At 72.4% G+C, this 20,580-nt stretch carries 20 protein-coding genes; 15 read left to right on the top strand and 5 right to left on the bottom strand.

Going from position 1 to position 20,580, the window contains the following annotated elements:
* Nucleotides 1–122: 122 nt before the first annotated feature.
* Both ACGFZN_RS15265 and ACGFZN_RS15260 read left to right on the top strand, forming a co-directional pair.
* Complete coding sequence (locus ACGFZN_RS15265) at nt 123–1,943, top strand: phosphoenolpyruvate carboxykinase (GTP) (protein ID WP_393858892.1); 1,821 nt, start codon at nt 123–125, stop codon at nt 1,941–1,943.
* 357 nt (nt 1,944–2,300) lie between these two features.
* Nucleotides 2,301–2,477, top strand: a complete 177-nt coding sequence (locus ACGFZN_RS15260) for a hypothetical protein (RefSeq protein ID WP_393858891.1) — start codon at nt 2,301–2,303, stop codon at nt 2,475–2,477.
* A 109-nt stretch (nt 2,478–2,586) separates the two neighbouring features.
* Here the strand turns inward: ACGFZN_RS15260 and ACGFZN_RS15255 are convergent, their stop codons facing one another.
* Together ACGFZN_RS15255 and ACGFZN_RS15250 are read right to left on the bottom strand one after the other, a co-directional pair.
* A complete protein-coding gene (locus ACGFZN_RS15255; protein WP_393858890.1) occupies nt 2,587–3,030 on the bottom strand; it encodes a hypothetical protein in 444 nt (147 codons plus the stop codon).
* Nucleotides 3,031–3,129: 99 nt separating this feature from the next.
* Nucleotides 3,130–4,341 (bottom strand): pyridoxal phosphate-dependent aminotransferase, encoded by a 1,212-nt coding sequence (locus ACGFZN_RS15250; protein WP_393858889.1) that lies wholly within the window; start codon nt 4,339–4,341, stop codon nt 3,130–3,132.
* Between the two features lie 236 nt (nt 4,342–4,577).
* On the opposite strand from ACGFZN_RS15250, the gene ACGFZN_RS15245 reads away from it, so the two are divergent.
* Nucleotides 4,578–5,348 carry a hypothetical protein gene (locus tag ACGFZN_RS15245; protein WP_393858888.1) on the top strand — a complete coding sequence of 257 codons (771 nt, stop codon included), beginning with the start codon at nt 4,578–4,580 and terminating at the stop codon, nt 5,346–5,348.
* Between the two features lie 459 nt (nt 5,349–5,807).
* Nucleotides 5,808–6,641: a trypsin-like serine peptidase gene (locus ACGFZN_RS15240; RefSeq protein ID WP_393858887.1), complete on the top strand. Its 834-nt coding sequence runs from the start codon at nt 5,808–5,810 to the stop codon at nt 6,639–6,641.
* Here the strand turns inward: ACGFZN_RS15240 and ACGFZN_RS15235 are convergent.
* Entirely contained in the window at nt 6,638–8,251 is a 1,614-nt protein-coding gene (locus ACGFZN_RS15235) for an amidohydrolase family protein (RefSeq protein WP_393858886.1), read from the bottom strand. The genes ACGFZN_RS15240 and ACGFZN_RS15235 overlap by 4 nt on opposite strands.
* An 18-nt stretch (nt 8,252–8,269) precedes the next feature.
* Complete coding sequence (locus tag ACGFZN_RS15230) at nt 8,270–9,538, bottom strand: amino acid deaminase (RefSeq protein WP_393858885.1); 1,269 nt, start codon at nt 9,536–9,538, stop codon at nt 8,270–8,272.
* A gap of 123 nt (nt 9,539–9,661) precedes the next feature.
* On the opposite strand from ACGFZN_RS15230, the gene ACGFZN_RS15225 reads away from it, so the two are divergent.
* Genes ACGFZN_RS15225 through ACGFZN_RS15210 form a run of 4 tightly spaced genes read left to right on the top strand, consistent with a single transcriptional unit; the run spans nt 9,662 to nt 12,559 of the window.
* Nucleotides 9,662–10,738, top strand: a complete 1,077-nt coding sequence (locus ACGFZN_RS15225; protein WP_393859004.1) for a sugar kinase — start codon at nt 9,662–9,664, stop codon at nt 10,736–10,738.
* Nucleotides 10,735–11,496 (top strand): IclR family transcriptional regulator, encoded by a 762-nt coding sequence (locus ACGFZN_RS15220; protein ID WP_393858884.1) that lies wholly within the window; start codon nt 10,735–10,737, stop codon nt 11,494–11,496. Before ACGFZN_RS15225 ends, ACGFZN_RS15220 begins: the two co-directional genes overlap by 4 nt.
* Nucleotides 11,493–11,909, top strand: coding sequence for a RidA family protein (locus tag ACGFZN_RS15215; RefSeq protein ID WP_393858883.1), 417 nt, complete (start codon nt 11,493–11,495; stop codon nt 11,907–11,909). The genes ACGFZN_RS15220 and ACGFZN_RS15215 overlap by 4 nt, the downstream gene beginning before the upstream one ends.
* Before the next feature lie 50 nt (nt 11,910–11,959).
* Entirely contained in the window at nt 11,960–12,559 is a 600-nt protein-coding gene (locus ACGFZN_RS15210) for a hypothetical protein (RefSeq protein WP_393858882.1), read from the top strand.
* 60 nt (nt 12,560–12,619) lie between these two features.
* Here the strand turns inward: ACGFZN_RS15210 and ACGFZN_RS15205 are convergent, their stop codons facing one another.
* The gene (locus tag ACGFZN_RS15205; protein WP_393858881.1) at nt 12,620–14,338 is read right to left on the bottom strand and encodes a chitinase; all 1,719 of its coding nucleotides are present in this window, start codon (nt 14,336–14,338) and stop codon (nt 12,620–12,622) included.
* Between the two features lie 360 nt (nt 14,339–14,698).
* On the opposite strand from ACGFZN_RS15205, the gene ACGFZN_RS15200 reads away from it, so the two are divergent.
* The 7 genes from ACGFZN_RS15200 to ACGFZN_RS15170 are packed head-to-tail and all read left to right on the top strand — an operon-like array spanning nt 14,699 to nt 20,571.
* On the top strand, nt 14,699–15,529 hold the full coding sequence (locus ACGFZN_RS15200) for a hypothetical protein (protein ID WP_393859003.1): 831 nt from the start codon (nt 14,699–14,701) through the stop codon (nt 15,527–15,529).
* Nucleotides 15,530–15,586: 57 nt separating this feature from the next.
* Nucleotides 15,587–16,294, top strand: coding sequence for a Flp pilus assembly protein CpaB (cpaB, locus tag ACGFZN_RS15195; RefSeq protein WP_330338085.1), 708 nt, complete (start codon nt 15,587–15,589; stop codon nt 16,292–16,294).
* A gap of 12 nt (nt 16,295–16,306) precedes the next feature.
* Entirely contained in the window at nt 16,307–17,539 is a 1,233-nt protein-coding gene (locus ACGFZN_RS15190; RefSeq protein ID WP_393858880.1) for a CpaE family protein, read from the top strand.
* 7 nt (nt 17,540–17,546) lie between these two features.
* Entirely contained in the window at nt 17,547–17,924 is a 378-nt protein-coding gene (locus tag ACGFZN_RS15185) for a TadE/TadG family type IV pilus assembly protein (protein ID WP_393858879.1), read from the top strand.
* Nucleotide 17,925: 1 nt separating this feature from the next.
* Nucleotides 17,926–18,267, top strand: a complete 342-nt coding sequence (locus tag ACGFZN_RS15180) for a TadE/TadG family type IV pilus assembly protein (RefSeq protein ID WP_393858878.1) — start codon at nt 17,926–17,928, stop codon at nt 18,265–18,267.
* 16 nt (nt 18,268–18,283) lie between these two features.
* Nucleotides 18,284–19,621 (top strand): CpaF family protein, encoded by a 1,338-nt coding sequence (locus tag ACGFZN_RS15175; protein WP_393858877.1) that lies wholly within the window; start codon nt 18,284–18,286, stop codon nt 19,619–19,621.
* A gap of 5 nt (nt 19,622–19,626) precedes the next feature.
* Nucleotides 19,627–20,571 carry a type II secretion system F family protein gene (locus ACGFZN_RS15170; protein WP_393858876.1) on the top strand — a complete coding sequence of 315 codons (945 nt, stop codon included), beginning with the start codon at nt 19,627–19,629 and terminating at the stop codon, nt 20,569–20,571.
* The last annotated feature ends 9 nt before the right edge of the window (nt 20,572–20,580 follow it).

The raw sequence follows: 20,580 nt of genomic DNA, 5'->3' as shown, positions 1-20,580 counted from the left end.
TGATCAAATGAGTGCGGTCGGCACCGGATGAGCACCCCCGTGAAGCGTCCGGGTCGCAGCCCCCACGGGGCGCAAGGACAAAATCCCTCACAAGGGCATAAATCCCTCACTTAGGAGCAACCGTGGCGCGCGACAACTCGGCTTCCACCGTTCCCACCAACCACCAGGAACTGATCTCCTGGGTCGACGAGATCGCCGAACTGACGCAGCCGGACAGGGTCGTCTGGTGCGACGGGTCGGAGGCGGAGTACGACCGACTCTGCGAAGAGCTCGTCGCCAAGGGCACCTTCAAGAAGCTCGACCCGATCAAGCGCCCCAACTCCTACTACGCGGCCTCCGACCCGACGGACGTCGCCCGCGTCGAGGACCGCACCTTCATCTGCTCCGAGAAGGAGGAGGACGCCGGCCCGACGAACAACTGGAAGGCCCCCGCCGAGATGCGGGAGATCTTCACCGGCGAGAAAGGCCTGTTCCGGGGCTCCATGCGGGGCCGCACCATGTACGTCGTCCCGTTCTGCATGGGCCCGCTCGGCTCCCCGCTGTCCGCGATCGGCGTGGAGATCACCGACTCCGCGTACGTCGCCGTGTCCATGCGCACCATGACGCGCATGGGCCAGGCCGTCCTGGACGAACTCGGCGACGGCGGCTTCTTCGTCAAGGCCGTCCACTCCCTCGGCGCCCCGCTCCAGGAGGGCCAGGAGGACGTTCCGTGGCCGTGCAACTCCACCAAGTACATCTCGCACTTCCCCGAGGACCGCGAGATCTGGTCGTACGGCTCCGGCTACGGCGGCAACGCCCTGCTCGGCAAGAAGTGCTACGCGCTGCGTATCGCCTCCGTCATGGCGCGTGACGAGGGCTGGCTCGCCGAGCACATGCTGATCCTCAAGCTCACCCCGCCGCAGGGCGAGTCCAAGTACGTCGCCGCCGCCTTCCCTAGCGCCTGCGGCAAGACCAACCTCGCCATGCTGGAGCCCACGATCTCCGGCTGGACCGTGGAGACCATCGGCGACGACATCGCCTGGATGCGCTTCGGCGAGGACGGCCGCCTGTACGCCATCAACCCCGAGGCCGGCTTCTTCGGCGTCGCGCCCGGCACCGGCGAGCACACCAACGCCAACGCAATGAAGACCCTGTGGGGCAACGCGGTCTTCACCAACGTCGCGCTCACCGACGACGGCGACGTGTGGTGGGAGGGCATGACCGAGGAGCCCCCGGCCCACCTCACGGACTGGAAGGGCAACGACTGGACGCCCGCGTCCGGGACCCCGGCCGCCCACCCCAACGCCCGCTTCACCGTGCCGGCCTCGCAGTGCCCGATCATCGCGCCGGAGTGGGAGGACCCCAAGGGCGTGCCGATCTCCGCGATCCTCTTCGGCGGCCGCCGCGCCAGCGCCGTACCGCTCGTGACCGAGTCCTTCGACTGGAACCACGGCGTCTTCCTCGGCGCCAACGTGGCCTCCGAGAAGACCGCCGCCGCCGAGGGCAAGGTCGGCGAGCTGCGCCGCGACCCGTTCGCCATGCTGCCGTTCTGCGGCTACAACATGGGCGACTACATGGCCCACTGGGTCGACGTGGCCAAGGACAAGGACCAGTCCAAGCTGCCGAAGATCTACTACGTCAACTGGTTCCGGAAGAACGACGAGGGCGCGTTCGTCTGGCCCGGCTTCGGCGAGAACTCCCGTGTCCTGAAGTGGATCGTGGAGCGCCTGGAGGGCAGGGCCGAGGGCGTCGAGACCCCGATCGGCGTGCTGCCGGCCAAGGGCGCGCTGGACACCAAGGGCCTCGAACTCTCCGACTCCGACCTGGACTTCCTGCTCAGCGTCGACAAGGAGGTCTGGCGCGAGGAGGCCGCCCTGATCCCCGAGCACCTCAACACCTTCGGCGACCACACCCCGAAGGAGCTGTGGGACCAGTACCACGCGCTGGTGGAGCGCCTGGGCTAGTCCCGCCGAAGACCCCACGGCCGGCCGCCGTGCCCTGACCAGCGATCGTCACGGCCGGCCGTGGACACACCCACCGGGGCCCCGCACAACGGCGTGCGGGGCCCCGGTCGTCTGGCGTGTCCCACCCGCGCGGGTGGATTCCCGCGGCCGGTCGGCCGAAGCCCGGTGGTGGCGCCCGACCCGTGTGCGGGCGGCCGGGAGGCTGTGGCCCCTGAAGACCGGGCCCGGCGGAGCCTGACACTGCCGGCTCCGCCGGGCCCGCCCAAGCATGCGGCCGGCGCATTCGGTGACCGCCCGGCGGATCAGCCGGCACCGCGGGGGTACCCGGCCTTCACCAGGTGAAGGAGGGATGGCGGCATGGCAGGCGGCGATGACTTCTACTCCCAGGACCGTCCGGAGAATCCGCAGATGGCGGAGGACCGCCCGAGAGGCGGCGGCCCGGAGAGCCGGCCGGGGACCGGGCACCGGCACACATGGGTGTGGTGGCTGGTGCTGGCGGTGGTGATCCTGATCCTCTTCTTCATCTTCATCTGAGATCCGAGGACCGGGGTCGGGACCAGGCGGAGCAGGGGGTTTCGTGGCGCCCGGTCCGCGCGTCGCTGGGGTGCACGCGGACCGGGGCCGATCAGGGGACCCCGGGGGGTCAGGCGGTGCTGCTCAGTTCCTTGCGCTCCGCCGGTGCGTCGCGCTCCGGCCGGGCCAGTGCTCCGGCGTGCGCGTCCATCCGCTCGGCCGCGAGGATCGCCGCCGCCGTGTCCGCGCGCGAGGCGGCGACCACCAGTGCGCGGCCGGCGAGCGCGTGCGCGCGCCGGTGCAGTGCCGTGGGGTCGCCGGCGGCGGACGGCGCCGACCGCAGCGGGCCGTGTCCGCCGCGGAGCCGGCCGATCTGTTCGGCGAGCCGCTCGGCGGCGGCGTCCAGGTCGGACGACGGCGCCAGTGCGCGCAGCTCGTCGGTCACGGTCAGCAGCGCGGCCAAGTGCCCGGCGAGCTGGATGTCCAGCTCCTCCTCGCGCGACCGGTGGGGGAATTCGGAGGCGGAGCCGGCCCTCGTGCTGTGGACCGACTTGGTGCGGATCGGCTCGTACATGGGGGATGGCCTCCTGTGCTCTGACAGGAAGCCATCCTAGCTTGGATTTCGTCTAAAGTTGAGCCGGGTCACGGAAAGCAGTCCCCGGGACCCTCTCCGCTACGGCTGGCCGTAGCCGTCCAGGAAGTTGCCGATCCTGGTGATCGCGTCCCGGAGGTCGCCGACGGTCGGCAGGGTCACCACCCGGAAGTGGTCCGGCTCGGGCCAGTTGAAGCCCGTCCCCTGGACGACCATGATCTTCTCCCGGCGCAGCAGGTCCAGGACCATCTGCCGGTCGTCCTTGATCTTGAAGACCTGCGGGTCGAGGCGGGGGAAGAGGTACAGCGCGCCCCTGGGGCGGACGCAGCTCACGCCCGGGATCTGCGTCAGCAGCTCGTACGCGGTGTCCAGCTGCTCCTTCAGCCGTCCGCCCGGCAGCACCAGGTCCTTGATCGACTGGCGTCCGCTGAGCGCGGCGACCACTCCGTGCTGCCCCGGCATGTTGGCGCACAGGCGCATGTTCGCCAGGATCGTCAGGCCCTCGATGTAGGAGTCGGCGTGCGCGCGCGGGCCGGAGATCGACATCCAGCCGACCCGGTACCCGGCCACCCGGTACGCCTTCGACATGCCGTTGAAGGTGAGGGTCAGCAGATCGGGGGCGATCTTCGCGGTCGGGGTGTGCGTGGCGCCGTCGTAGAGGATCTTGTCGTAGATCTCGTCCGAGCAGACCAGCAGGTTGTGGCGGCGGGCGATGTCGGTCAGGCCCTTGAGCACCGCCTCGTCGTACACCGCGCCCGTGGGGTTGTTCGGGTTGATGATGACGATGGCCTTGGTGCGGTCGGTGACCTTGCGCTCGACGTCCGCCAGGTCCGGCATCCAGTCCGACTGTTCGTCGCAGCGGTAGTGCACGGCCGTGCCGCCGGAGAGGGAGACGGCGGCCGTCCACAGCGGGTAGTCCGGGGCCGGTACGAGGACCTCGTCGCCGTCGTCCAGCAGGCCCTGCATCGCCATCACGATCAGCTCGGAGACGCCGTTGCCGATGAAGACGTGCTCGACGTCCGTCTCGATGCCGAGGGTCTGGTTGTGCATGACGACCGCGCGGCGGGCCGCCAGCAGGCCCTTGGCGTCGCCGTAGCCGTGCGCGGACGACACGTTCCGGAGGATGTCCTCCAGGATCTCCGGGGGGCACTCGAAGCCGAAGGCGGCCGGGTTGCCGGTGTTGAGCTTGAGGATGCGGTGACCCGCCGCCTCAAGCCGCATGGCCTCCTCGAGAACCGGGCCCCGGATCTCGTAACAGACGTTGGCGAGCTTGGTCGACTGGATCACCTGCATGCCGCGAGCTTACGGCCCGGTAACGGCTCATGGCTCGTGTTTTCCGACACGTGAGACACGGCGAATTGCCCGGATATCGCCGACGGCTGTCTCAGGAGCCACTTGCGTCCCTAAAATGCGGTGCCGCTCCGCCGCGCCGGCCCTGGGCCGTACGGCGGGGTCGCCCGGGGGCCGGGCCTGGTGGCGGGGTGTGCACAGCGAGGCGGAGTGGGGCGGGGATGCACGAGGAGACGGGCATGGACGGCGGACACGCAGCGGGCTACGCGCCCCGCACTCCGCCGAACGGGTACCCCACGGACACACCGGGCCCGGTTCCGCCGAACGTGTACGACGCCGAGCCGACCCAGGTCCTGCCCGGTGCGGGGCACGCCTCGGTGGGCTCCGGTTCGCCGAACGTGTACCTACCTCAGGCCTCCGCCGCTCCGACGTACGACGAGTACGCCGACCCCGCCGCCGCCCACGGCTGGAGCAGCGCCTACGAGGAGACCAGCGAGCTGCCCCGGCTGACCGAGCCGGTTCCGCCGGGCGAGGGGCGGGCCGCGCGGCGGCGTGCCGAGCGGGGCACGGGCGGCCGGCGCCGGGTGGCGGCCGTGGCCGGGGCGCTGGGTGTGGCGGGCGCGGTCGCGGTGATCGCCGTCATGGCGGGCGGCTCGGACTCCCCGGCGCCGGACGGCTCCGGCCCGGCCCGGGGCGGACGCGTGACCGTCGGCGACTCCGGCACTCCGAGCGGCAGCACGGACGCCGGTTCACCGGCCGCCGCCGCCCCGACCTCGGCGGCCGGCGTCCCCGTGGGGCCGTCGTCCTCGGCGTCCGCGTCCTCCTCGTCGTCCCCGTCGTCCCCGTCCTCGTCCGCTCGCGGGTCCCAGTCGCCGGCGTCCGGCGGCCCGACCGTCACGACCTCGCCCCCGGATCCGGCGACGTCCAGCGCGCCCGCGCCCACCCCGACGGCCTCCTTGACCGCTTTCCCCGGCCGGGGTCACGGCCGCGGCGGCAAGCACGGGCAGTGACGACGGGCGGGGTGGCGGCGCGTCCGGGCCGACGAGGCCCGACTCGGCCGCCGGGTGAGAGGCCGACCCGCCGCGCAGGCCACCGGACGGAATGCCGCGCCCGGCCACCGGGCGGACCGCCGCGCCCGCACGCGAACTCCTCGTGTCCGTACGCGCCGTCCCCGTGCCGCGGGCGAACTCCTCGCGCCCGCACGTGAACCCGCCGTGCCCGCACGCGGCCGCCCGTCCATGCACGTGACCCCGAGCTGCCGGCCAGGACGGCCCGACGGCGGTCGAGAGCCCTCCCCGCCCCGCCAAAGCCGGTGCCGCGCACAGCAGTTGCCGCACAGAGGGAAACCCCTACGACCCGCCCCGCCTCCTTGTCCCGACCCCTCTCCCGTGCTGACAATGCGCATGACAAACGACGAGCGGGCGGCCGGAAGATCTCCGGTCGCCCACGTCGTCAGAGGGGACCCCCACATGAACAAGCCTCTCCTTGCCGCGCTGTCCTCGCTGGCCCTGGCCGGGCTGGGCGCCGCCCCCGCGGTCGCCGCCCCGCACGCGGCCAAGCCGGCGGCGGTGACCGTCTCCTACGCCGGTACCGTCGCGCTCAGCAACTGCTCCGGCTCGGTCATCCGCTTCCCCGCTTCCGCCGACACCGACCCGGCGCTGGTGCTCACCAACGGCCACTGCCTGGAGACCGGCTTCCCCGAGCCCGGCGAGGTCATCACCGGCCAGTCCTCCAGCCGTGGCTTCGGCCTGCTCAACGCCTCCGGCAGCAGGGTCGCCACCCTGCGCGCCAACCAGGTCGTCTACTCGACCATGACGGACACGGACGTCACCATCTACCGGCTGACCACGACCTACGCGCAGATCAAGAGCGCGTACGGGATCAGCCCGCTCACCGTGAACGACACCCACCCGGTCGCCGGCACCGCCATCAAGGTCGTGTCCGGGTACTGGAAGCGGACCTACAGCTGCAGCATCGACGGGTTCGTGTACCGGCTGGAGGAGGGCGACTGGACCTGGAAGGACTCCGTCCGCTACACCTCCGCCTGCAACACCATCGGCGGCACCTCGGGCTCGCCGGTCATCGACACCGGCACCGGCAAGGTCGTCGCCGTCAACAACACGGGCAACGAGGACGGCGAGCGCTGCACCGAGAACAACCCGTGCGAGGTGGACGAGAGCGGCAACGTCACCGTCCGCCAGGGCATCAACTACGCCGAGGAGACCTACCAGATCCCGGCCTGCTTCACCACCGGCAACAAGCTGAACCTCAGCGCCGCCGGCTGCACCCTGCCCAAGCCCTAACCGACGTCGGTACGGCGGACGGACCGGCCCGCGAGCACGTCCGTCCGCTTGCCGTCCTCGATGGTGAACCGGCCGTCGACGAGGACGTACGGGATCCCGGTGGGCAGCCGGCGCGGTTCGGCGAAGGTCGCGCCGGGCGCCACCGTCTCCGGGTCGAACAGCACCAGGTCGGCCCGGTACCCCTCGCGCACCAGGCCCCGGTCCGGCAGCCGCAGCCGGGCCGCGGGCCGGGAGGTGAGGTGGGCGACGCACTCCTCCAGGGACAGGAACCCCAACTCCCGTACGTAGTGGCCGAGATAGCGCGGGAAGGTGCCGTAGGCGCGCGGGTGCGGCTTGGCGCCCCGGAGGATGCCGTCGGAGCCGCCGGTGTGGGTGCGGTGCCGCATGATCGCGCGGACGTTGTCCTCGTGGCCGACGTGCTGGAGCACCGTCGTACCGAGCCGGTCCTCCACCAGCAGCCGGCGGGCGGTCTCCCAGGGCTCCTCGCCGCGCAGCCCGGCCGCCTCCCGGACGGTACGGCCCACCAGGCCGCCCAGCGCCGGATCGGTGACCCCGGAGATCTCGACCGTCTCCCATCGCACCGGCACGCCGTGGCAGCCGTCCGAGCCGGTGACCTCCAGCTCGTGCCGGATCCGCGCGGCCGTCACCGGATCGCCGAGCCGGGCCAGGATCTCCTCGGGGCCGCCCGCGCTCGCCCAGCTCGGCAGCAGCGCGGCCAGGGTGGTGCAGCCGGGGGTGTAGGGGTAGGTGTCCAGGGTGATGTCCGCGCCCGCGTCGAGGGCCTGGTCCAGCAGGGCCAGCAGTTCGGGCGCCCGGCCCTCGTTCACGCCGAAGTTCAGCGTCGCGTGGGTCAGGTGCAGCGGGCAGCCGGCCTCCCGGGCGACGGCGATCGTCTCGGCGTACGCATCGAGGGCGCCGGCGCCGTAGGAGCGGTGGTGCGGGCAGTAGTAGCCGCCGTACGCCGCCACCACCCGGCACAGCTCGGTCAGTTCGGCGTCCGGGGCGTACATGCCCGGCGGGTACGTCAGCCCCGCCGACAGCCCGACCGCGCCCTGCTCCATCCCCTCCGCGACCAGGCGCCGCATCCGGTCCAGCTCCCCGGCGGTGGCCGGGCGGTCCTCCCAGCCGACGACGAGCGCGCGGACCGTGCCGTGGGGGACCAGGTAGGCCGCGTTGACGGCGATCCCGCGGTCGAGCCGGTCCAGGTACCCGCCGACCGACCGCCAGTCGATCTCGACGTCGTCGCCGTAGCCGTTCCACCCGGTGATCACCCGGCGGACCTCCTCCAGCGTGCGGTCGTCCACCGGCGCGTACGACAGCCCGTCCTGGCCGACGACCTCCAGCGTGACGCCCTGCGCGGCCTTCGCGCTGTGGTCGGGGTCGCGCAGCAGGGCGAGGTCGGAGTGGGCGTGCATGTCGATGAAGCCGGGGGACAGGACCAGGCCCTCCGCGTCCAGCTCCCGCATGGCGCGCGGTCGCTGGCAGCCGGCCGCCGCGGCCTCCTTGACGATGGAGACGATCCGGCCGCCGTCGACCACCACATCGGCCCGGTACGACGGCTCGCCGCTGCCGTCGACGACGTCGGCGTCCCGGATGACGAGTTGCTCCACGGCCGGTACCCCCGGGCTCTAGAAGAAGGTGCGGATGTAGTCGGTGACCGTGCCGTCCGCCTCGGTCACCGGGATCAGCTGCCACTTGTCGAACGACGTGCACGGGTGCGACAGGCCGAGGCCCACCCAGTCGCCGACCTCGAGGTCCGCGCCGGGGTCCGTGCGCAGCCAGGCGTGCTGGTCGGACAGGCCGGTCACGGTGATGCCGTCCGCCGGGCGCTCCGCACCCGACCGGCGCACCACCCGGGCGGTGGGCAGGTCAAGGTCGTGGGCCGCGTCGCGCTTGCCCGCGTTGGCGAAGGCCTGCTCGGGGCTGGGCCGGGAGACGACCTGCGCCCACAGCCGGAACGCGGGCTCCAGCGCGCCCTCCTCCGGGACCCGGTTGAAGGGGGTGATCCGGCGGTAGTGCCCGTCGTCGTGCGAGACGTACGCCCCCGAGCGCAGCAGCTTCAGCACCGGGCGGGACAGGGCGGGGATCTGCGCGAACACCTCGGCCACCGCGTCGAACCAGGCGCTGCCGCCCGCGCTCACCACGATCTCCTCCGCGTCCTTCAGGTGTCCGGCCTCGTCGAGGGCGACGGCGAGCCCGACCAGCCGCCGCAGGTACGACCGCACCCGCTCCGGATCGGCCTTCGGGACCTCGCCCTCGTACCCCGCGACGCCGGTGAGCCGCAGCGTCCGCGTCCCGGCCACCGCGTCGGCGACGGCCAGCGCCTCCGCCTGCGTGCGCACACCGGTCCGCGCGCCCTCGCCGGCGCCCAGCTCCACGACGACGTCCACGGGCCGGGCGGCGCCGCGCAGCGCCGAGTCCATCAGCTCGACGCCGCGCACGGAGTCGACGTAGGCGACGAGCCGGAAGCCGGGATCGGCGGCCAGCTCGGCGGCGATCCAGCGGAGCGCGGCGGCGTCCACGAGTTCGTTGGCGAGGAACACCCGCCGGATGCCGAACGCCCGGGCGACCCGCACCTGGTGGGGCACCGCCAGGGTGATGCCCCAGGCGCCGTGCTCGATCTGGCGGTGGAAGAGCTGCGGGGCCATGGAGGTCTTGCCGTGCGGGGCGAAGGCGAGTCCGTGCCGGGCGATGTACGTCTCCATGAGCTTCAGGTTGTGCGCCAGGCGCTCGGCGGAGAGGGTCAGGACGGGGGTCGGGAAGCCGTCGGTGAAGAGGTTGCGGCGCTGGGCGGCCAGCTCGCCGACGGTCAGGCCCTCGGCGTCCGGCGGGAGGCCCTTGAAGCGGTGGTCGACGCGTTCCCCGGCCAGCCGGGCGAGCGCTTCGCTGCTGCTCATGGAGCCCCTCTCCTGCCGTTGCATCCTCTGCAACGGTCATTGCACACCGTGTGCCTGGTGTCTAGCATCTCGCCCGGACCGGGTCAACGGACGCCTGGCCCGGACAAGCGGACAGGAGCCATCATCAACGACACTGCCGGCCCCCGGAACAGCGCGGCCCCGGACGTCGTGGACGTGGTCGCGCTCGGCGAGTCCATGGTCGCCTTCCTGCCCGGCCGGCCGGGCCGCCTCGCGGACGTGCCCTCCTTCGAGCGCGCGATCGGCGGCGCGGAGTCCAACGTGGCCTGCGCGCTGGCCGCCGCCGGGCACACCACGCGCTGGGTGAGCCGCGTGGGCGCGGACGGGTTCGGCACCCACGTGGTCGAGCGGATCGCCGGGTACGGCGTCGACGTCACGTGCGTGACCCGGGACCCCGACCGCCCGACCGGCGTCTACTTCCGCACGGCCGGCGACCGCGGCACGGGCGCGCACGAGGTGGCGTACTACCGCGCGGGCTCGGCGGCCTCGGCGATGTCCCCGGGCACCGTGGACCTGGCGGCGGTGCGGGCGTGCCGGGTGCTGCACCTGTCGGGGATCACGGCGGCACTGTCGGAGGACTGCCTGCGGCTGCTGCGCGAACTGACGGCACCGGGGCCGTCCCGCCCGCTGGTCTCCTTCGACGTCAACTACCGGCCCGCGCTGTGGCCCGACGCCGACGGGCCGCGCGTCCTGCTGGAGCTGGCACGCCGCGCGGACATCGTCTTCGTCGGCGACGACGAGGCGCGGGCCGCCTGGGGACTGCACGGAGGTGCGGCCCTCCTCGAGGCGCTGCCCGAACCGGCGGTCGTCGTGGTCAAGTACGGCCCGGGCGGCGCGACGGCGTTCGACAGGACCACCGACGGCATGGAGGACGCCGACGGCACGGCGACGACCGTGCGGGCCCCGAAGGTGGACGTCGTCGCCCACGTCGGCGCCGGAGACGCCTTCGCCGCCGGGTTCCTCTCCGGCACCCTGCGCGGACTTCCCGTGCGGGACCGCCTGCGCCACGGCCATCTCTTCGCCGCCGCGGCCCTCGCCGCCCCCGGCGACCTGGCCGCACCCCCGGCACGGGACCACGCCGACCGCCTGGCCGCCCTGGACGACGCCGCATGGGGGAGACTTCGACTCGGCCCCGGCTGGACGCGGGCCGTACGGGCCGCACAGGAGGCGAGCACCCCATGAGCCAGACCGTCGACCGCGCCCTGAGCATCCTGCCGCTCCTCGCCGAGGGACCGGCCGACCTGGGCCGGGTCGCCGAACGCCTCGGCGTGCACAAGTCCACGGCCCTGCGCCTGCTGCGCACCCTGCACGAACACGGCCTGGTCTACCGCCAGTCCGACCAGCGCTACCGGCTCGGCGCCCGCCTGTTCGCCCTCGCGCAGGAGGCGCTGGAGAACCTCGACGTCCGCGAGATCGCGCACCCCCACCTCGTCCGGCTGGGCGAGGCCTGCGGGCACACCGTGCACCTCGCGGTGTACGAGGAGGGCGAGGTCCTCTACATCGACAAGGTGGACAGCCGCTACCCGGTCCGCATGTACTCGCGGATCGGCAGGCCCGTCGCCATCACGGTCGCCGCCGTCGCCAAGCTCCTCCTTGCCGACCTGCCCGAAGCCGAGCGCCGCGCCCTCGCGGAGAGGCTCGAGTACCCCCCGTACACGCCCCGTTCCACACCCGACGCCGCCGCGTTCCTGCGGGAGCTGGAGACGGTGCGCGAACAGGGCTGGGCCGCCGACCTCGGCGGCCACGAGGAGTCCATCAACTGCGTCGCCGCCCCCATCCGCGGCGCCGACGGCAGGGTGGTCGCCGCGATGTCGGTGTCCGCGCCGAACGTGGTCGTCACCGCCGAGGAACTCCTCACCCTGCTCCCGCAGGTCCGCCGTACCGCGGACGCGATCAGCGGCGAGTACTCCGGACGCACGCCAGTGAAGGACACCGCATGACCGACAAGATCGCGCTCACCCCGAAGACCCACACCACCCCGCCGGCGAAGTTCTCCCACGGGGTGCGCAAGGGCAACATCCTCCAGGTCGCGGGCCAGGTCGGCTTCCTGCCCGCCGAGGAGGGCAGGCCCCCGACGCCGGCCGGTCCCACCCTGCGTGAGCAGACCCTGCAGACCCTCGCCAACGTCAAGGCGATCCTGGAGGAGGGCGGCGCGAGCTGGGACGACGTGATGATGATCCGGGTCTACCTCACCGACGTGGACCACTTCGCCGAGATGAACGAGATCTACAACGCGTACTTCGAGCAGCAGGGCCTCACCCAGCCGCCCGCCGCCCGTACGACGGTGTACGTCGGCCTGCCCGCGGGCCTGCTGATCGAGATCGACGCACTCGCGGTGCTGGACGGACGGTAGTTGCCAGGGGTGACTGGTTCCGGCACAGGGAAGTCGTCCATACTGCCGCCGTGGACCAGCGCACAGGAGCGAGCAGCAAGCCGTCGGAAGCACAGCCGTTGAAGGCCGAGCCCGTGACGGGCGCCGGTTTCGACCCGGCGTTCATCCCCGGGATCACGGTTCCGGCGCAGGGCGGGCCGGGCGAGCCGGCGGACGCGGACGAGACGCCGGCCCGGGCGGAGGGCGCGGCGGCGCCCGAGGAGCCCGCGCCGTCCGGGGAGCCCGCGGACAGCGCCCAGGCCACGGACGCCGACGGGGCCACGGACGCCGACGGCCCGGACGAGGGGCCGGACGGCGGTCCGGTCTTCGAGGCCTCCGACCGGCGCGCGAAGATCGTGGCCGACCGCAGCGGCGTACGCCTGCGCCTGGACCAGGAGGCCTGCGAGTTCCGCTGGGACGAGATCGCCGCGGTCGAGACCGAGTCCCCGCGCTTCGGCAGGCGTTTCACGATCACCGTCCACACCCCGGACCGGCGCTGGTACCCGATCGAGATCGAGGCGGCGTCGCGGTCCCGTTTCAAGGAGTGGGACGAGCAGCTGGACGCGGTGCTCGACGCCTACTTCGAGGACGCACCCGCCGAGGACGACGCCCCCGGCGGCGACTCCGCCTGATGCCGCGGCGACGCCCGGGCCCCGTCCGGGCCCGGGCGTCGTCATCCGCGGTGCCTCACCTCACGGCAGGGCGTGCACATGGGCGCCGACGGCGTTGGACCACGCGTTGCCCGCCGACGCGTCCCAGTTCGTCGACCAGGTCATCGCGCCGCGCAGGTCCGGGTAGGTCCGGGACGGCTTGAAGGAGCCGCAGTTGGTGCCGGCCGTCAGGCAGTCCAGGGCGTTGTTCACCACGGTCGGCGAGACGTAGCCGCTGCCCGCCGCGCTCGTCGACGCGGGCAGGCCGAGGCCCACCTGCGAGGGGGCGAGGCCGCCCTGGAGCTGGATGCAGGCGAGGGCGGTGAGGAAGTCCACCGAGCCCTGGCTGTAGACCTTGCCGTCGCAGCCGAGCATCGAACCGCTGTTGTAGTACTGCATGTTGACGACCGTGAGGATGTCCTTGATGTTCAGGGCCGTCTGGAAGTAGGAGTTCGACGTCGACTGCATGTCGATCGTCTGCGGGGCCATCGTGATGATCAGGGACGAGCCCGCCTTCGACGACAGGGAGCGCAGGGCCTGTGTCATGTAGGTCGCGTTGAGGCCGTTCTCCAGGTCGATGTCGACACCGTCGAACCCGTACGTCTGCATCAGCGAGTACACCGAGTTCGCGAAGTTGGCCGCCGACGCCGAGTCGCTGACGGACACCGTGCCGTTCTGGCCGCCGATCGAGATGACGACCTTCTTGCCGGCCGCCTGCTTGGCCTTGACGTCCGCCTTGAACTGGTCGACGGTGTAGCCGCCCAGCCCGGCGGAGTCCAGGTTGAAGGTCACGGCGCCCGGCGTCGAGGTGGCGTCGGCGAAGGCCACGGCGATGATGTCGTACGCGGAGGGCACGTCGGACAGCTTCTGCACTTTCGCGCCGTTGTCGAAGTTCTGCCAGTAGCCGGTCACGGCGTGCCTGGGCAGGGCGCCGCCGCCCCCGCCGCTGCTGCCGCCGGATGCCGTCGTGGCCGTCACCGCCGCCGACTTCGCCGACTCGCCCGCCGCGTTGGTCGCGGTCACCTGGAAGGAGTACGACGTCGACGCGGACAGGCCCGTCACCGTGGCGGACGTTCCCGTCACCGCGGTCACCTTGGCGCCGTCACGGTAGACGTTGTAGCCCGTCGCCCCGGACACCCCGGTCCAGGACAGCGACACCGACGAGGACGTCGTGCCGGAGACGGACAGGCCGGCCGGCGCGGCCGGGACGGTCGGGGCCGGGTCGCCGCCTCCGCCGCCGTCGGGGCCGTAGACCGAGACGTCGTCGGCGTAGTAGGCGGCCTGGCCGTACCAGCCGTGCGTGTAGACGGTGACGGACGAGGTGGACGCGCCGGTGGTGAACGTCGTCGACAGCTGCTTCCAGGACGTCGTGTCCGGCGTCCAGGTCGACACGTCGGTGGTGCCCGTGCCCGTCACGCCCAGGTAGGAGTAGCCGCCCTGCACCCACGCGCTCAGCGTGTACGTCGAGTTGGGCTTGACCGCGACCGTCTGGGTGCACTGGGCGTTGTCCTGGCCGGCTGGGGTCGCCTTGAGCGCGGAGGAACCGGAGTGCACCGGGGAGGAGACGGTCGTGCCGCTGCCGGCCGTGCACGTCCAGCCGGTGAGGCCCGACTCGAAGCCCGCGTTCCGCACGTTGTTGACGTCCGCCGCGAAGGCCGGTGCCGCGGCGAGCCCGGCGACGGAGAGGGCCAGGGCCGTGGCGGCGGACCAGAGGGTGATTCGCCGTGCGCGGGGTCTGGGTATGCCTGGTGCAAGGTCCACTGGGGCCTCCGGTGGGGGAAGTGGGGTGGGGCGGGCGTGCCTTGGGAGGTGAGGGGGGAGATGCGGTGGCCACCGTCGGGCTCCAAGTTGGTCCAGACCAATCGGGGTGTCAAGAGGTCCAGACCAAAACCGTTTCCGTATCGCCGCTCAAGCTGTCCGGATTTGGCGGGAGTTGTGACCAGAGAGTTCCACGCGGGCTTCACAAACGCTGTTCTCCGGTCATACGGCCGTGGTTACAGTGCTCACGTAGTCACGCAGTGAAGTCGTCCCGGCGCACAGGAGTGACCTTCCGGTGGGCCGGCGGATGGGAAGAGCGGGGAGCTGCGCGTGCCCACTGCCATTGCCGTCACCAGTGCCGACATGGCGCTGCCGGCGCAGGACGAACGGACCGTGCCCGCCGTCGTGCTGGACGGCCTCGACCGGCGCCCGCTGGAGCACGCCCTCCTCGAACTGCACACCCTCACCGAGCAGTACGGCTACCTGATCGTCCTCTGCTCGGCCGCCACCCCCGAACCCGTCGTACGCCGGCTGCACACCCTGCGCTCACTGCTGGAGAGCGACCGCATCGCCGTCTTCCGGCCCGCACTGCCGCCGCTCGCCGTCGCCGTGCTCGCCCGGCAGCTGCGCCAGCTCGCCTCCTGCGACCTCAGCCCCGGCGTGCTCGCCTCCGCCGGCCGGCTCCTCACCCACTACCTGCACGCCGGGGCCGTCCTCGCCTCCGTCGCCAGACTGGACCGGGTCCCGGTCGGCCTCAAGGCGCACGCCAAGTCCTGGGTGCCCGGCAGCCAGTTCGCCGTGCTCGCCCACCCGGAGCCGCAACTCGTGCGCATCGCCCCCGGCGCCACCCTCAAGGGACCGGAGTTCGGCACCTGGATGCTCGTCGCCAAGGGCCAGCAGGCGCACGGCGACTGGGTCACCGGGCTCGCCGGGCAGTGGAGCGTGCACGCGCTGCGTGAGGTCCCGCTGCCCGCCGAGTCCCCGGCGTGGTGGGGCACCGGCCGCATGACCGAGTTCTGCAGCCACCTCGCCGATCTGTCGGTGCTCTACCAACTCGTCACGTCGGTACGGCAGACCGCCTGCCACTGGTGCGGCCTGGACGTCATCGGCGACCGCTGCGTCTTCTGCTCCGCCACCCCGCCCGGGTACGAACCCGCCCCGCCCCGCGCCCTGGAACAGCGCACGCCCGCCTGACCGCCCCGTACGTTCCCAGCCCGCTCGACCGATTCCCCCAATGAGGTTGCACGGTTCATGAACTCCCGTCAGCGCCGCGGCGTGATACTGCTGATCCTGTCGGTCCTGTGCGCTCTCGGCGCGTTCGCCGGCGTGCTCTCCGTCGTCCACGACGTCGACTCCAAGGTCGGGCCCGAGGTCGGCGCCTACCGGGTGAAGTCCGACGTGAAGCCGTACACCGCCCTGGACGCGGGCCAGTTCGAGAAGATCAGGATGCCCAGGCGGTGGCTGTCCGGCAACGCCGTCACCGACCTGCGCCAGATCCAGGGCAAGATCGCGGTCACCACCCTGCGCAAGGGTTCCCTGCTCCAGACCGACATGATCGTCGACCAGCCCGCCCTCCAGCCCGGCCAGCAGGAGGTCGCCATCATGATCGACGCGGCCACCGGAGTCGCCGGGAAGATCACCCCCGGCTCGCACGTCAACGTGTACGCCACCTTCGCCGGAAAGAAGGAGGGCGACCCGGACCAGTCGAAGATCATCGTCACCGACGCCCGGGTCCTCGACGTCGGCCAGATCACCGCCCTCGACCCCGACCAGAACAAGAACCAGCAGCAGCCCAGCGAGGCCGTCCCCATCACCTTCGCGCTGTCCACCCTCGACGCCCAGCGCATCACCTACGCCGAGTCCTTCGCCCAGCGCGTCCGGCTCGCCCTGGTCGCGCCCGGCAGCGAGACCAGCGTCCCCGACAAGGACCGCACCTACGAACTCGCGACGGACAAGTGAGAGGCGGCCCGCATGCCCACCAGGATCCTCCCGGCCGGCACGGACCCGGACGCCGTCCGCTCCCTGACCACCCTGCTCAGCCAGCTCCCCGACGCCGAACCCCAGCCACCGGTCACCGACTCCACCCAGCTCGTGGACACCCTCGCCCGGCTCGCCGCCGAGTCCGTCGACGAACTCCCGGAAGTCGTCGTCGTCCACGAGCGCATCGGCCCGGTCCCCGCCCTGGACCTGATCCGCGAGACCGCCCTGCGTTTCCCGGCCGTCGGCGTCATCCTCGTCACCACCGACACGAGCCCCGGCCTGTTCTCCGCCGCCATGGACTCCGGCGCCCGGGGCCTGGTCGCGCTCCCGCTGTCGTACGAGGAACTCGCCAGCCGCGTCCAGGCCGTCGCCCAGTGGTCGACCGGGGTACGGCGCCACCTCGGGCACGGCGCCGAGCTGTTCACCGGCGCGGGCGGCACGGTCGTCACGGTCAGCGGCGCCAAGGGCGGCGTCGGCGCCACCCTGGCCGCCGTCCAGCTGGCCCTCGCCGCCCAGGCCTCCGGCCGCCCGACGGCCCTCGCCGACCTCGACCTGCAGACCGGGGACGTCGCCTCCTACCTGGACATCCAGTTCCGGCGGTCCGTGGCCGACCTCGCCGCCATCACCGACATCTCGCCCCGCGTCCTCGCCGACGCCGTCTTCCGCCACGACACCGGGCTCGCCGTGCTCCTCGCCCCCGCCGAGGGCGAACGCGGGGAGGAGGTCACCGACCGCGCCGCCCGCCAGATCGTCAGCGCCCTGCGCTCCCGCTACGAGGTGGTCGTCGTGGACTGCGGCGCCCAGCTCGGCGGCGCCGGGGCCGCGGTGGTGGAGATGGCCGACACCGCGCTGCTGGTCACCACGCCGGACGTCATCTCCGTACGCGCCGCCAAGCGGACCGTGCGGATGTGGGACCGGCTGCAGATCCGCAAGGCCGAGGAGACCACCGTCGTCGTCAACCGGCACACCCGCACCACGGAGATCCAGCCGCCCCTGGTGCAGCGCATCACCGGCACCGCCCTGGCACGCACCGCGATTCCGGCCAACTTCAAGGAACTTCAAGCCGTCGTGGACGCAGGGCGGGTCCACGAACTGGACAGCAGGAGCACGGTCAAGCAGGCCCTGTGGGCGCTCGCCGGAGAACTGGGGCTGGTCAGGGCGGCCGAGGGGGCGCACCGGGGAAGCGGGCGCGGCCCGGGCGGATTCCGGCGGCGGAAGGAGTGAGCGCGCCATGAGGAGGCCGGACGGGGACCGGGGACAGGTCAGCGTCGAGTTCCTGGGGATGACACCGCTGATCATCCTGACGCTGGTGCTGCTGTGGCAGGCCGTGCTCGTGGGGTACACCTTCACGCTCGCCGGGAACGCCGCGGACGAGGCCGTGCGGGCGGGCACCGCGGTGCCGCCGGGCGCACGGCCGGCGGCCTGCTCGGCGGCCGGGCTCAAGCACCTGTCGGCGGCGTGGCGGGGGAGCGCGGCGGTGTCCTGCGGCGGCAGCGGGTACGTCACGGCCGACGTCAGGCTGCACGTCCCCGTCCTCTTCCCCGGGCTGATCGACTTCCCCGCCACCGTGACCGGCCACGCCGGTGCCGTCGAGGAGGCGAAGCACTGAGATGCCGTACCGCCGTGCCCGCGACCGGGGCCAGGTCGCCATCGAATACCTGGGATTCATCCCCGTGCTGCTGATCGTCGGCCTCGCCGGCATCCAGATCGGGGCCGTCGCCTACGCCGCCGAACAGGCCGGCACGGCGGCCCGGGCCGGGGCGCGGGCCGCCTCCCTGCGCCAGGACCCCCAGCAGGCCTGCGCCGAGGCCGTCAGCGGCGCCCTCACCGTGACCTGCTCCTCCGGCGCCGGAGGCGACACCGTCACCGTCATCGCACGGGTCCGCATCCCCAAGGTCCTCTGGGACTTCGGCGACGCCACCAAGACCGCGACCATGCCGCTCGACCACTGACCGAGGAGGTGCCGGCATGAGCCTGCGCGCACGCATCACCACCCCCGAGGAGCACGGCAGCCGGGGCGAGGACGGGCACCTCGTCGCCTCCTACCGGGCCAAGCTGCTCCAGGAGATCGACCTCGCCGAGATGAGCGCGCTCGCCGCCGCCGAGCGCAGGGCCCGGCTGGAGCGGGTGCTGGGCCACATCATCAGCCGCGAGGGCCCGGTGCTGTCCACCGTGGAGCGCGCGCAGCTGATCCGCCGCGTGGTGGACGAGGCACTCGGCCTCGGCATCCTGGAACCCCTCCTGGAAGACGCCTCGATCACCGAGATCATGGTCAACGGCCCTGACGCGATCTTCGTGGAACGCGGCGGCCGCGTCGAGCAGCTGCCGCTGCGGTTCGTCTCCGCCGACCAGCTGATGCAGACCATCGAGCGGATCGTGTCCACCGTCAACCGCCGGGTGGACGAGTCCAACCCCATGGTGGACGCCCGGCTGCCCTCCGGCGAGCGCGTCAACGTCATCATCCCGCCGCTGTCGCTGACCGGCCCCATCCTCACCATCCGCCGCTTCCCGCGCTCCTTCACCCTCCAGGAGCTGGTCTCCTTCGGCTCGCTCGACGAGCACATGGTGTACCTGCTGGCGGGACTGGTGCAGGCCAAGTTCAACATCATCGTCTCCGGCGCGACGGGCACCGGGAAGACCACCCTGCTCAACGCCCTGTCCGGGCTGATCCCGTCCCACGAGCGCATCATCACCATCGAGGACTCCGCCGAACTCCAGCTCCAGCAGGCGCACGTGGTCCGCCTGGAGTCACGGCCCCCGAACGTCGAGGGCAACGGCCAGGTCACCATCCGCGACCTCGTCCGCAACTCCCTGCGCATGCGCCCCGACCGGATCGTCGTCGGCGAGGTCCGCGGCGGCGAGTCCCTCGACATGCTCCAGGCCATGTCCACCGGCCACGACGGCTCGCTGGCCACCGTCCACGCCAACAGCGCCGAGGACGCCCTCACCCGGCTGCAGACCCTCGCCTCCATGTCCGACGTCGAGGTCCCCTTCGTCGCCCTGCACGACCAGATCAACAGCGCCGTCGACGTCATCGTCCAGCTCACCCGGTTCGCCGACGGCGCCCGCCGCATCACCGAGATCGCCCTGCTCGACAGCCACGGCGGAGAGCCGTACCGGATCGCGACCGTGGCCCGCTTCGACGCCCAGCCCATGACCCCCGACGGCCGCGTGTACGGCGGCTTCCGGTACTTCCCGCTGCCCCGCCGCACCGCCGACCGCCTCTACATGGCGAGCCAGCCCGTCCCGCAGGCCTTCGGAGTCGCCCACTCCTCCGACGAACTCGCCACCCGAGAAGCCAGGTAGGCCCCATGGAACTCCACACCCTCGTCCAGCTCACCACCGGTGTGACGCTGCTGACCTGCGCCCTGGCGGTGGCCGGAGTGCACGCCTACGCCTCGGGCCGGGCCCGGCGCGCCGCCCTCGTGGACCGGCTCACCCACACCGGACCCGCCCCCGCCACCGGCCGCAGACGCCGCTTCCGCGACCTGGACCGGCGGCTGCGCCGCACCCGCCTCGGCCGCCGGCTCGAACTGCGCCTCGCCGCGACCGGACTGGACGTCACCCCCGGCGAGTTCTTCGTCGCCATGCTCACGGCCGTCGCCGCGCTCTGGCTGATCGGCCAGGCCACCCTGGCCCCCTTCTTCGGCCCGCTCGCCGGCCTCCTCGGCATCTGGGCCGCCGTGCAGTTCCTCAACTGGCAGCGCCAGAAACGCATCGAACGCTTCATCGGCCAACTCCCCGAACTCGCCCGCATCCTGGCCAACGCCACCCAGGCCGGCCTCGCCCTGCGCACCGCGATCGGCATGGCGGCCGAGGAACTGGAGGCGCCCGCGGGCGAGGAACTGGCCAAGGTCGCCGACCAGCTGGCCCTCGGCCAGTCCCTGGACGACGCCCTGGGCGAACTCGCCGACCGCCTCCCCTCCCGCGAACTGGTCGTCCTGGTCACCACCCTGGTGCTGTCCAACCGCGCGGGCGGCCAGGTCGTCTCCGCCCTGCGCAACCTCACCGAGACCCTGGAGGAACGCAAGGAGACCCGGCGCGAGATCCGCACCCAGCTCAGCCAGGTCACCATGACGTCGTACGCCGTCCCCGTCCTCGGCGTCGGCGCGCTGTTCCTGATGAACGGCGTGAAGGACGGCGCGCTCGCCCGCATGACCGGCTCACCGGTCGGCCAGGCCTGCGTGCTGATCGCCTTCGCGATGTACGCCGTCGGCTTCGTCCTCATCCGGCGCCTGAGCCGGATCGACGTGTGAGGAGGGCGG

The sequence above is a fragment of the Streptomyces sp. NPDC048192 genome (assembly GCF_043202415.1).
Classification (GTDB): Bacteria; Actinomycetota; Actinomycetes; order Streptomycetales; family Streptomycetaceae; genus Streptomyces.
This window is presented reverse-complemented; position numbering and strand designations above follow the sequence as displayed.